The sequence below is a fragment of the Corynebacterium amycolatum genome (assembly GCF_016889425.1).
GTDB classification, from domain to species: domain Bacteria; phylum Actinomycetota; class Actinomycetes; order Mycobacteriales; family Mycobacteriaceae; genus Corynebacterium; species Corynebacterium amycolatum.
In genome coordinates this window covers 550,816-563,245 of sequence record NZ_CP069513.1, presented here as the reverse complement: position 1 = coordinate 563,245, position 12,430 = coordinate 550,816, and the positions used below count along the sequence as shown (strand labels likewise).

At 60.0% G+C, this 12,430-nt stretch carries 10 protein-coding genes; 3 read left to right on the top strand and 7 right to left on the bottom strand.

Going from position 1 to position 12,430, the window contains the following annotated elements:
* Positions 1–47: 47 nt before the first annotated feature.
* From I6J19_RS02525 to I6J19_RS02515, 3 genes are all read right to left on the bottom strand, one after another.
* Positions 48–1,811 carry a phospho-sugar mutase gene (locus I6J19_RS02525; protein ID WP_038627241.1) on the bottom strand — a complete coding sequence of 588 codons (1,764 nt, stop codon included), beginning with the start codon at positions 1,809–1,811 and terminating at the stop codon, positions 48–50.
* A 10-nt stretch (positions 1,812–1,821) separates the two neighbouring features.
* A complete protein-coding gene (gene deoC, locus I6J19_RS02520; RefSeq protein WP_038627243.1) occupies positions 1,822–2,472 on the bottom strand; it encodes a deoxyribose-phosphate aldolase in 651 nt (216 codons plus the stop codon).
* A 119-nt stretch (positions 2,473–2,591) separates the two neighbouring features.
* On the bottom strand, positions 2,592–3,878 hold the full coding sequence (locus I6J19_RS02515) for a thymidine phosphorylase (RefSeq protein WP_038627245.1): 1,287 nt from the start codon (positions 3,876–3,878) through the stop codon (positions 2,592–2,594).
* Between the two features lie 169 nt (positions 3,879–4,047).
* On the opposite strand from I6J19_RS02515, the gene I6J19_RS02510 reads away from it, so the two are divergent.
* Both I6J19_RS02510 and I6J19_RS02505 read left to right on the top strand, forming a co-directional pair.
* Positions 4,048–4,467: a cytidine deaminase gene (locus I6J19_RS02510; protein ID WP_038627247.1), complete on the top strand. Its 420-nt coding sequence runs from the start codon at positions 4,048–4,050 to the stop codon at positions 4,465–4,467.
* Between the two features lie 45 nt (positions 4,468–4,512).
* Positions 4,513–5,730 carry a NupC/NupG family nucleoside CNT transporter gene (locus I6J19_RS02505; RefSeq protein WP_038627249.1) on the top strand — a complete coding sequence of 406 codons (1,218 nt, stop codon included), beginning with the start codon at positions 4,513–4,515 and terminating at the stop codon, positions 5,728–5,730.
* Here the strand turns inward: I6J19_RS02505 and I6J19_RS02500 are convergent.
* From I6J19_RS02500 to I6J19_RS02490, 3 genes are all read right to left on the bottom strand, one after another.
* The gene (locus tag I6J19_RS02500) at positions 5,725–6,732 is read right to left on the bottom strand and encodes a YihY/virulence factor BrkB family protein (protein ID WP_224786663.1); all 1,008 of its coding nucleotides are present in this window, start codon (positions 6,730–6,732) and stop codon (positions 5,725–5,727) included. The two genes, I6J19_RS02505 and I6J19_RS02500, sit on opposite strands and share 6 nt — an antisense overlap.
* A gap of 233 nt (positions 6,733–6,965) precedes the next feature.
* Positions 6,966–7,985 (bottom strand): sugar-binding transcriptional regulator, encoded by a 1,020-nt coding sequence (locus I6J19_RS02495; protein ID WP_038629271.1) that lies wholly within the window; start codon positions 7,983–7,985, stop codon positions 6,966–6,968.
* Between the two features lie 263 nt (positions 7,986–8,248).
* Positions 8,249–10,282 carry a M13 family metallopeptidase gene (locus I6J19_RS02490; protein WP_038627253.1) on the bottom strand — a complete coding sequence of 678 codons (2,034 nt, stop codon included), beginning with the start codon at positions 10,280–10,282 and terminating at the stop codon, positions 8,249–8,251.
* Between the two features lie 106 nt (positions 10,283–10,388).
* Between I6J19_RS02490 and I6J19_RS02485 the strand changes: the two genes are divergently transcribed.
* Positions 10,389–11,354: a glycoside hydrolase family 25 protein gene (locus tag I6J19_RS02485; protein WP_038627255.1), complete on the top strand. Its 966-nt coding sequence runs from the start codon at positions 10,389–10,391 to the stop codon at positions 11,352–11,354.
* 31 nt (positions 11,355–11,385) lie between these two features.
* Here the strand turns inward: I6J19_RS02485 and I6J19_RS02480 are convergent, their stop codons facing one another.
* Positions 11,386–12,414, bottom strand: coding sequence for a TIGR00730 family Rossman fold protein (locus I6J19_RS02480; RefSeq protein WP_038627257.1), 1,029 nt, complete (start codon positions 12,412–12,414; stop codon positions 11,386–11,388).
* Positions 12,415–12,430: the final 16 nt, after the last annotated feature.

Here is a 12,430-nt window from a genome sequence, read left to right as displayed (position 1 = left end):
TGCGCACCCCAGTTTGTTGCGAGGTGTAGCTAGTAGCTGCTCAGTGGCTACATCCCCAGGATTTCCTTGAGCTCGGCCTTGATCTGGTCGAGGCGTTCGGCAGCGGCGGCGTGTGGAATCGCAGCCGGCGCGGCCGGCAGCACGACCTCCAAGTAGCACTTCAGCTTCGGCTCCGTGCCGGAAGGCCGGGCAATGACGCGGTCGTTGGCCTCGGTGAGAATGAGAATGCCGTCGGTAGGCGGGATGTGATAGCTCTCGCCCTTGGCGTCGACCATGTCTAGGCCGTCATTCATGTCCGTGACCTGCGTGACCTCCGATCCGGCCAGCTGTGCAGGCGGGTTGGCGCGTAGAGTGTCCATGCCCTTGGTAATCAGCGAGCGGTCCTCGACTCGGAAGGTCAACGGGGCGGTCTTGTAGAGGCCGTGGGCGCAGGTGACCTCATCCAGCAGGTCCTGAATGCCCAGCCCCTGGCCCTTCAACCGCGCCACCGCGTCGGCGACACGCACCGCCGCAGATACGCCGTCCTTGTCTCGCACGACTGCCGGATCGGTGCAGTAGCCAATGGCCTCCTCGTAGCCGAAGATGAGCCCATCCACACCAGCAATCCACTTAAAGCCGGTCAGAGTAGCGCGATAATTCAGTCCGTGACCTGCGGCAATCTTACCCAGCAGGCGCGAAGACACAATCGAGTTAGCCATCGTGGCCGGAAACTCCGCGCCCTCATCATTGGTCACGGTCGCAGTCCCACGGGCCTCGGCGTCCGCACCGATGACTTCACCCAGAAACGCACCGATGTCATCGCCGGAGAGCTGTCGCCAGCCACCGTCGACGCTGCTATCCGGAATAGCCACCGAGCAACGGTCCGCATCCGGGTCAGCCGCGATGATGACATCCGCGTCTTCGGCACGAGCCAGCTCAAACGCAAGATCCAAAGCACCGGCTTCCTCCGGGTTCGGGAACGATACCGTCGGGAACTCCGGATCCGGCGCGAACTGCTTCTCGACCACGCTGACATTCGAGAAACCTGCCGCGTTCAGTGTGCGCACGATGGTCTCGCCGCCGACGCCATGCATCGGGGTGAGGACAATCTTCGCTGCCTGCTTCTCTTCGTTTGACGACGTCGTTGCGAGCGCAGCCGCCCGTTTCACATAGGCGTCCAGCAGTTCAGGACCAACCTGCTCGACGGCATCGAAGTCACGCGGGACTTCATCAGCTGGTGGAGCAGCGGCGATGGCTTCCGCAATTTGCTTGTCATGGGGCGCGATAATCTGGACGCCTCGGCGGGAATCCGACTCCACCACGCGGCCACCGAGATAAACCTTGTAGCCATTGTCCTTCGGCGGATTGTGGCTGGCCGTGACCATAATACCGGCATCGGCATTGAGGTGGCGCACGGCAAAGGCAGTCACCGGTGTGGGCAGCTGCTGTGGCAGAGCCAGGGCCATGCCACCGGCTGCGGCGACAACCGCTGCGGCATCGCGGTGAAAGTCAGCGGAGCCGTGGCGGGCATCGCAACCAATGACCACGGTGAAGTCATCGCCCACAATGTTCTTCAGATGCGCAACCAAGCCAGCGGTGGCACGGATGACCGTGGCACGGTTCATGCGGGACTGGCCAGCTGCAACGACACCGCGAAGACCTGCAGTGCCGAATTCGAGTGGCCCGGCAAAACGGCTTTCCAGCTCGGCAATCGCATCGGGGTTGGCGGCCTTGGCTTCGTCGTAAAGCGAGGAGAGTTCGGCGGCGGTGGCCTTGTCCGGATCGTGGGCGATCCAATCGGTGATGGTGGCTTGTAGCTGTTCGGAGAGCATCGGTGTTCGCCTACTTCAGACCATCGAGGACAGCGGCGGAGGAGGAAAGGCCCAGGCGGGAGGCGCCCGCAGCAATCATTTCCTCGGCGGCAGCGGCATCGCGGATACCGCCAGAAGCCTTGACACCCAGGCGGTCGCCGACGGTTTCGCGCATGAGCTTCACAGCGTGAGCGGAAGCGCCGCCGGCCGGGTGGAAGCCTGTGGAGGTCTTGACGAAGTCTGCGCCTGCGGACTCGGAGGCCTTGCAGGCTGCGATGATTTCCTCATCGGTCAGGGCGGCCGACTCGATGATGACCTTCAAGATCTTGCCCGGAATGGCATCGCGAACAGTCTTGATTTCGGCCTCGAGGTCGTCGAAGCGGTGCTCCTTGGCGAAGGCGATGTTGATGACCATGTCGACTTCTTCAGCACCATCGGCCACAGCGCGAGCAGCTTCAGCAGCCTTGACCTCGGCCTTTACCGCGCCGGAGGGGAAACCGACGACAGTGGCGATATGCAGGCCCTCTGGCACCTCGACTGGGAGCTGCGAAGGGGAGATGCAGATGGAGTAGGTGCCGAGCTTGGCGGCCTCGTCGATAAGAGCCTTGACCTGGTCAGAGGTGGCTTCTGGCTTGAGGAGGGTGTGGTCAATCATCTTGGCAACATCAGCGCGGGAAGTCATGGGAGAAATCAAGTCCTTTCGGAAATTTGGGAGAGAGCTTAAAAGTAGGTGCTTAAAAGTAGGGAGGTGGCGGGCTCGGGGCGGGGAAGTGGCGCCGGCGCGAGCCCGTCAGAGATTTTCTAGGACACGCGATCGAGGATAATCTCGCGCTCGGCTGTCGGCGCGGTGTCGCCGATTTCAATGCCCGGCTCGATGGACTCGAGGGCGCGCTCGAACTTATCCGGAGTTTCAGTGTGCAGCGTGAGCAGCTTCTGGCCCTTGACCACCTTGTCTCCCGGCTTGGCAAAAATCTCAATACCGGCAGTGGCCTGCACCGGATCATCCTTACGAGCACGTCCCGCGCCCAAGCGCCAGGAACCAACGCCGAGAGCCAGTGCATCCAGCTTGGTCAGGTAACCGTCAGCCTGCGCAACCACATCGTGCGTGTGAGGTGCCACCGGCAAAGCGGCATCCGGATCGCCACCCTGAGCGCGGATCATCTTCTTCCACGAGTCCATAGCGCGGCCGTCCTTCAGTGCCTTCTCCACGTCGGCATCGTGTACGCCGGCCAGCTCCAGCATGTTTCGGGCCAGCTCACAGGTCAGCTCCACGACATCTGCGGGGCCACCACCTGCGAGAACTTCCACCGATTCGCGGACCTCGAGGGCATTGCCGATGGTCAGACCCAGCGGAGTGGACATGTCCGTCAGCAGTGCGCGGGTGTTCACACCCGCGTCGTTGCCCAGGTCAACCATGGTGCGAGCCAGCTCACGAGCCTGATCCAGGTCCTTCATGAAGGCGCCCGAACCGACCTTGACATCCAGCACCAAGTTGGAAGTGCCCTCCGCAATCTTCTTGGACATGATTGACGAGGCAATCAGCGGAATGCAGTCCACCGTCGAGGTGATGTCACGCAGCGCGTAAATCTTCTTGTCCGCAGGTGCCAGGCCCGCACCGGCTGCTGCGACGACCGCACCGGAATTCTCCAGAATCTGCATCAAGCGATCATTCGGAACATCCGCCTGCCAGCCTGGAATGGATTCCAGCTTGTCCAAGGTGCCGCCGGTGTGTCCGAGGCCGCGACCGGACAGCTGTGGGACGGCCACGCCGTAGGAGGACACCAGTGGGCCCAGCGGCAGCGTGATCTTGTCACCGACACCACCTGTGGAGTGCTTGTCCGTGGTGGGCTTGCTCAGCGATGCGAAGCTCATGGTCTCGCCCGAGTCAATCATCGCCTGAGTCCAATCCACAATCTCGCGGCGGTTCATGCCGCGGATGAAGATGGCCATGTTCAGCGCCGCCATCTGCTCATCGCCCACGACGCCGCGGGTGTAGGCGTCAATGACCCAGGAAATCTCCTCCGGATTGAGCTCACCGCCATCACGCTTTACCTTGATGACGTCAACTACATCGAACTTTTCAGCCATTGTTCGCTCCTTTTATAGGCGATTGTGCTTAGCGATATTGGTCTTGTGAACTCTGCTGATTCCGATTATCATCAGCACTAGAACAAATGTCAATAGGTAACTTTCCATTTGTACCCACATAAGTATGTTTGCATAAATACCTCGAACAGGTTCGGAGAGGGAGAGCACAATGTCCCACATCTCAGACGAAGAACTGCTGGCTAAGGCCTACGCAGCCACGGAAAACTCGTACGTCCCCTATTCAGGTTTTCCGGTCGGTGCCGCACTTCTGCTTGACGACGGCACGGTGGTCACAGGCTGCAACGTAGAAAATGCATCCTATGGGTTGACCAACTGCGCAGAGCGCACAGCCGTATTTCGCATGGTCGCGGAGCACGGCGGCAACCATAAGATTGCGGCCTGCGCCATCGTCGGGCGAAAGGCGGCACCGTGCCACCCCTGTGGCGCCTGTCGGCAAGTCCTGCACGAATTTGGGTGCAAGCGCGTCATAGTGGAGTCCGAGCGCCCGGAAAATGGTGGTTTGGGCGCTCCGTCCAGCATTGACTTCGAAAAAATTCTCCCTTACTCCTTTGGTCCCGAGGACCTGTAGGCATCATCACCACAGCCTCTTTTATCAAGAAAGAAGACCTTAGTCATGGATAGACTGCAAGGCTTACTGGGCATCATCCTCGTCATCGGATTTGCCATTGCTATCTCAAAGAACAGGAAAGCCATTAACTGGCGCACACTCGGCGTTGGCCTGCTGCTGCAAGCGGTATTCGCGCTGGTAGTGCTGAAGTGGGAACCTGGCTTCCAGGCGCTGAAGAGTGTGGCCGGTGCCATTGAGAAGATGATCGATTTTACAAATGAGGGCACCTCTTTTGTGTTCGGTAATCTTTTCGACGACACGGGTAAGAACTTCGTCTTCGTGCTTAACGTGTTGCCAGTGATCATCTTCCTGGGCGCAGTCCTCGGTGCCCTCTACTACCTGCGGGTAGTGCAGTACTTCGTCGAATATGTGGGCTCCGCACTGAAGTTCATTATGGGTACCTCGAAGGTGGAGTCCGTCTTCGCTTCCACGGTGATTTTCCTCGGGCAGTCGGAGGCTCCACTCGTCGTTAAGCCGTATATTCCGAAACTGACCAAGTCGGAGCTGTTCGCATGTATGTCGGGCGGTTTTGCGTCGGTGGCCGGATCGACCTTGATCGGGTACTCCCTGCTCGGTGCGCCGTTGGAATACCTGCTGGCGGCATCGGTAATGAACGCGCCGGGCTCGCTGCTGATTGCGAAAACTTTCTGGCCGGAGACAGAGGAATCTGATCTGGATGCGTCGGTGAAGGATGTCCGCGATACCGAGTCGAAGAACGTCATTGATGCGCTTGGATCGGGTGCGCTGGCCGGCGGTCGTATTGCTGTGGTTGTGGCATGTCTGTTGATTGCGTTCATCGCTGTGATTGCGATGCTGTCGGCGATGATCGGCGGCATTGGCGGCTGGTTCGGTCAGGATAACTGGTCTCTGGAAGGACTGTTCGGCCTAATCTTTGCGCCAATTGCATGGCTGATTGGTGTGCCGTGGGAGAACGCAGGGCTGGTCGGTAGCTTCATTGGTGAGAAGACGATTCTGAACGAGTTCGTCGGCTACACCTCGTTCTCTGAGCACGTCGACTCGCTGGATCCGAAGTCCATCATGCTGGCGACCTTCGCCCTGGCCGGCTTCGCTAACCTGTCGTCCATTGCGATTCAGATTGGTTCCTTCGGCGCGCTGTCGCCGGAGCGCCGCGGTGAGATTGCCAAGAACGGTCCACTGGCGCTAATCGCGGGTCTGTGCACCAACCTGCTCAACGCAGCAATCGTGGGTGTGATTGCGCTATAGCTCTTCCTCAGTTCGGAATTCGGCCGCCTGCTTTTCTAGATTCTGATGGATTTTCTGCTCGCCCTCGGCGGCAGCGGTAGCCCGAGGCGGAAGCTGGATGTATCGCTCTGAGGGCAGGCCAGCGCGCAGTTGGCGCATCCTCTCAACCTCGGCATCCAGCTTAAAGCCGAAGACCACGACCACATTAATGCTCCAGAGTGCGGTCATCAGCGCGATAACCGCACCCATGGCGCCATAGGGATTCGAAGCCGCAAAGTTGAATAAGTACAGCTGGAGCGCCTTGCCGATGATCAGCGAGCTAATAATTGCCAGTGCCGAACCTGTGCTGAGCCAGCGGAATTTGCGCATGCGCACGTTCGGCGTGAAGTAGTACAGCGAGCCAATCAGAATCATCGACATGACGATAATCACCGGCCAGCGCAGCCAACTCCAGACGGAGATGCAGAAGTCAATGACCTGTCGCGTGGTCGATTCAATACCCAATGGGCGGGCAACCGGTTCGACAATGGTGATAACTAGCTGGTCATTGACAATAATCGCAATAAGTAGCACCACAGTGCCGATTAACAGCTGCAGCGTAATGGCGACCATGAGCAGGTGGTAGCGAATCAGCGTGCGACCTTCGGAAACGCCGTAGATGGAGTTTGCCGTACGCGAAAAAGCGCGCGTGTAGGCCGAGGACGAAATCAGTGCAAAGACAATACCGATAGTCAGTGCGACAAGACCGCCCGTGGCGGAGCCGATAATCGTTGAAATGACATTGCGGATCGGTTCGGCATACTCAGCCGGAATGTAGCTGCGGATGAAATCCTCGGTCAGACGGTTGAGGTCTTCTGTATAGCCGGCCAGCATCAGCGTGGCAATTGAATAAATCGCAAGCAGTGCAGGCGCGAAGGTCAACACCGTGTAATAGGTCAACTTCGCGGCAGCGTCGAAACCGAGCTCCAAGAAAAACTCAATACCCGCACGCTTGAGAGCGTAGAGCGCTCCTTTCCACCCCACGGGTGGCAACTTCTTTGCGGACTGAGCAAAAGATGCGTCTGCCGACTCGTAGGCCTGGAGTGTGTGCCTGATTTGCTGTGCTGGTGACACCTAAACAATCGTCCTCTCCGACCGGACAGCGGCTGCAACATATATGCGGACATGTGCGCTCGCTTAAGTCTATCGGTCGAAGAGGACAAAGACGCTTCTCGGGCCCGGGTGTCAGTTCTTTGTACTGATGCGTCTCGGGACGGTTATTCCGTGGCAGGGGAAGGGGTGGAGCTATCAGGGGAGTCTGGCGAGCCCGGTGAAGCCGGTGCAGCCGGTGCAGCCGGTGAGTCCAGCGCAAGCAGGCGTTCAGCGGTGGCATCGTCGATGACCAGGTGAGTAGCCAAATTTGTTCGAAGGGCCACGTCGATGGCCGCGGCCTTGTGTGCGCCACCGGCCACAAGTACCCGAGTGGGGATCCGGCGCAGGTCAGAAAGACTGATGCCTACCGTGCGGGCATCGACCTCTGGCAGCGCAATGCCACCGTCAGCGCGGTAGAAGCGTGAGCAGGCATCGCCCACTGCGCGCTCCACGAGCAAGTCCTTTTCGGTTGCCGACAGCTGTCCCAAGTTCAAGGCCAGCGAATCATGGTCGACGGCGCCGACGGTGAAAACTGCAATGTCCACCGTCCGGCCAAGAGCCAAAACGCTGGCAATGAACCGATCCTGTTCCACGATGCGCTTGGTCTCGACCGAATCGAAAATCACCGGCAGCGGCAGTGTGCGGGCATAGGCGTGGAAAGCGTGGCAGAAAGCGCCAATAGTGCGGATGTCGTTCGTGGACTTATCGGAGTGGCTCATTCCTCCCTTGAGCTGCACAATTTCCACGCCCGAGACATCCTTGGACTTCAGTTGCGTGGATACGGAGTACATGGTCTTACCCCACGAAACCCCGAGAAGGGTACCGTCGACCACCAGCTCGTCGAGAAGCTCGGCGCCCACGCGCCCCAACTCGCGGAGCAAGACTGCGTTGCCAGCGCGAGCCGGTTGCGCCAGCCGCACATCGTTCAACTTGTAGCGATCCCGCATCTGCGTAGCGGTCTCTGAGGCTTCCTCGCGCGGATCATGGATCTCAATGCGCACGTAACCGCGCTCACGGCCAAGGTTGAGCAGTTTAGAAACCGTTGGGCGGGAAACCCCGAGTTCGGTTGCAACCTGAGACTGTGTGAGCCCCTCGCCGTAATAGAGTTTGACGGCGGTGAGTGCCTGGATGTCGCGACTGTCCACAGCGGCCTCCTCCAACAAGAGCACTTAGCAAGCGCACTTGTAACAGGAACCTCGCTTGATTGTGGCCCTGCCCGACTTGATCATCGGGAAAGCGTGCGCCTCACCTGTGATTTTAGTTCCACGTTTGCAAAAACAAAAAGTCAGCTTTTGCATTTGTAGTAAACGGTGAGGCGTTGGCTTTCCCCGGAGGGTGTCGGAGGGCATCGGAGGGCCCTCCCGAAGGCGTTGGAGGGGAACGCAGCGCAGGTTGGGTTCCCGCAGCGCTACCAGATATTCACGCGCTCGCTCGGCTCACGCCACATGCCGTCGCCAGCTGAAGTGCCGAAGGCCTCATGGAATTCATCGATGTTGCTGGCAATGACGTTGCAGCGGAACTCCGCTGGTGAGTGCGGGTCAATCGCAAGCAGCTGGCGTGCAAACTCCGGGCGAATCTTAGAACGCCAGACCAGTGCCCACTGCTTGAACAGGTCACGGTAGGTCTCTGGGGTGTCCTCCAGTCCAAGTTCTTCACCGCGGGCAGCGAGGAAACGGCGGAAAGCGACGACGGCAATGCCGAGCCCGCCCAAGTCGCCGATGTTCTCGCCCAGGGTGAAGCGACCGTTGACACCGGGCAGGTCAGCGCCCTCCTCGGCCTGCTCGCGCAGTGCCTGCGGCACCAGTCCCTCGTACTGATCCACCAGTGCGGCGGTCAGGTTCTCAAAAGCTGCGCGATCCTCATCGGTCCACCACTGGTGGAGGTTGCCGTGCCCGTCATACTGTGAGCCCTGGTCATCAAAACCATGCCCAATCTCGTGACCAATAACGGCACCGATACCACCGAAGTTCTCCGCTGGCGATGCGTCCGGAGAGAAGAACGGCGACTGCAAAATCGCAGCCGGGAACGTGATGTCATTGACCACCGGATTGTAGAAGGCGTTGACCGTCTGCGGAGTGCCATGCCACTCATCGCGATCGGCCGGAGTACCTAGCTTTGTTACCTCATAATCATGCGCAAAAGCACTGGCGGCGCGGACATTGGCCATCAGTGAATCCCCGAGCTCCATCGCCGAGTAATCACGCCAACGCTCCGGGTAACCAATCTTGGCCTTAAACAGCGACAGCTTCTCCAATGCTCGCTCTTGCGTCGCCTTCGTCATCCACGGCAGCTCCGAAATGCGCTCCCGGTACGCCGCCAGCAGGTAGTCCACCAGTTCCAGGACCTGCTCCTTGTACTCCGGCGGGAAGTGCTTTTCCACATACAGCTTGCCGACGTCATGTCCAACCGCCCCGTCGGCAAAGGCAACACCACGCTTCCAGCGTGCACGCTGCTCGGTCGAACCCTGCAAGGTGCGGCCGTAGAAGTTAAAGCTCTCCGCAGAGAAGTCATTCGACAGGTAGGCAGCACGCTGGTGGAGAACGCGCCACAGCGCCCACAGGCGCAGATCTGCCAGGTCAGTGTCCTGCCACAGCTTGCTCAAGTGCTCGAAGTACGACGGCATCATCACCACGATGGTGTCGATGGCAGTCTGGTTCGTCTCATTGACACCGGTGGCCGCGAGCCACTCCGCGACCGGGAAGCCGGTGGGGAGGTCAGCAATAGCGGTCTTGTTATAGGTCTTCAGTGCGTCGCGGGTATCGACCACATTCCAGTGACCAGCTGCAATGCGCTTTTCAAAAGCCACGATGCGCGCCGCCGCAGCGGCCGGATCCACCAACTCGAATGCAGCAAGTGCAGTGGAGAGGTCCCCCGCGCCGTCGTCATGCGAAGAGAGGAGCTTCAACATAGCGGCAACATGCTGCTCATAGGCGGCGAGAGTGTCGGCGTGGCCAGGCTCGCGGTAGTAAGCCTCATCCGGGAGGCCGAGGCCCGACTGCAGCAGGTAGAGAGCATCCAGGTCCGAGCCGGAATCCTTCTCTACCCAGTACCCGAGCGCACCACCGACACCGAGGCGGTCGAGGCGGCCGAGTGCCAATGCCAGCTCATGCGCGTTCTCGGCGGAGGCAATCATTTCTAAATCCTGCGCGAGCGGAGCAGCGCCGGCGTTATTAATAGCGGCTTCGTCCATGAAAGAGTTGTACAAGCGAGCGACGCGGGAATTCGGATCCGCATCGGCGGCAGTGGTGATGAGCTCGCGGACGTTTTCCTCCGCCTCATCCCTCAGCTTGTAAAAGGCGCCATCGATGGGGCGGTCAGCCGGGATGACGTGATTGCTAACCCACTCACCGTTGGTGGCCAAGTAGAGGTCATCCTGTGGGCGAGGAGCCGTTGAGAATTGGGACGTTGCGGACTGGGTCTCAGTATTAGTGCTATTTGTCATGCCGCCAGTCTAGGGGCAAGGGCGGATTGAAGCTGTGACTGGAGGGGTGGGATAAGTTTAGGCTTACGAATGGGGCGGAAGTGGTTTAGGGGGTAAGGTGCAAACCATGAAATTTCTTCCACTTTCCGCGACCGCGGTGCTGAAGCGACGCCCGGGCCGCGCCACTTTGGCGGGTATCGTGGCCGTTGCGCCGCTGACCTTGGGCGTTATTGCACCGGCTGACGCGCAACCCCAGGATGCATTTGCACACTCCAACCCGTCCGCTGCTGATTCCAAGGGGTCGCTCGACTTTTTGACTGAATCACCGAGCATCACCGATGCGCCGCTTGCGTCGGATGTTCAGGAGTCGCAGGGCTCTGATGCCAACGGTTCGTCAACCGGTTCAGCCACCAGCGCATCGTCGAACTCGGCGCGCACCGGCTTCTACATGGGGCCGACTGGTGTGGACGTCTCCAAGTGGCAGCGCCCAGGTGGTGTCGCGCTGAAGTGGGACGAGGTCGCAGCCAGCGGCCAGAAGTTCGCTTTCATCAAGGCCACTGATGGTGTCGAAGGCGACCAGAAGTACTTCCTCGAGGACTCCATCGCCGCAGCTAAGGCCGGTCTGTACGTGGGCAGCTACCACAAGGCGCATCCGGATCGCTCCGCAACCGAGCAGGCCGATCAATATGTGGAAGCACTGCAGCAGCGCGATGAGCAAATCTCCACGGACAAGACATTGCCACCTGTGCTGGACATCGAGCTGGACAACGGCCTCAACCCGACCCAGCTGCAAAAGTGGACCAAGGACTTCCTCGAGCGCGTCGAGGAAAAGACCGGCGAAACCCCGATGATTTACACCTACCGTTGGTTCTGGCAGAACCCAATGGGTAACTCGACCGACTTCACCGACTACCCGTTGTGGCTCGCCGCCTACCAAGACAGCGCTCCGACCTCGCTGCCGGGCGGTTGGGAGAGCATGACCTTCTGGCAGCGTTCCTCCACCGGCCGCATCGATGGCATCCCGACCATCGTCGATGAGGATGTCTTCAACGGCACCGAAGCCGAGCTGCAGCAGCTGGCTGCTGCTCACTAGTGGTGTGTTGTGGGGGGGGGCTGGGAACAGGCTAAAACTTCGTCCGCCCCGCACGCCACGCAATCAACGCCGGCAGGAGCTTGTCGACGTCGTCGACGACGATAAGCGCATCGAGAAGCTCCGGCCGCACAAAGCCCGCATCCACAACATTGCGCAGTAGCACCAGCAGGGGCTCCCAGAAGCCCGAAGGTCCCAGCAACGCCACCGGCTTGGCATGAATCCCCAGGTGCTGCTGGGTCCACACCTCGAAGAACTCTTCCAGCGTGCCCGCACCGCCGGGGAGCGCAACAAAAGCATCGCCGAGTTCATACATGCGCGACTTTCGATCGGCCATAGTCGCAACAGTTTCCAGGTGAGTCAGCCGCGGATGGGCGATTTCCTTCTTGACCAGGACCTCGGGGATGACACCGGTGACACTGCCGCCGTCGTCAAGCGACGCGTTAGCAACCGTGCCCATAAGACCAATCGCCGCGCCACCGTAGACGAGCTCCACCCGATTTTCCGCGAGTGCCTGGCCGAGGCGTTCGGCGGTGACGCGCCAGGCGGGGTCGTTGCCGAAGCCAGAGCCGCAGAAAACAGTCAGCGACGATAGTGCGCGCTGTGGCTGCTCACGGCCAGCGGCAAGCTGGGGCAGCTCTTCGCGGAGCTTCGGCAGCGTGGTTTCGACCAGCATGGGCGCGATTCTCCCGGTCGGTAGCCAGGGATCGAGCCAGCGTACCTCTTCGATTTCGGCGTGAGGCTGAACGTTCACCAGCTCATCGGTGAACTCACCGACATAGCGCACATGGTGGCCGACGACCTCGAAGCCCGCCTCGTTGGCAGCGGCTGCACGGGCAATATTCCACGGACGCAACTGCGATAGCTCGATGTCCACGCCGAGCTCCTCGGAGACCTCGCGAGCGGCGGTGACCTCCGGGTGATCGACGGATTCACCCGGCTCGAACTTGCCGCCGGGCAGCATGAACGTATCCGTGCCCCGCTTACGAACGCACAAAACCCGCCCCACCGGGTCAGTCACAACCATTGCGGCGACAACGATGGAACGGGTTTGTGCAGTCACTCGGGCTCCTTAGGTG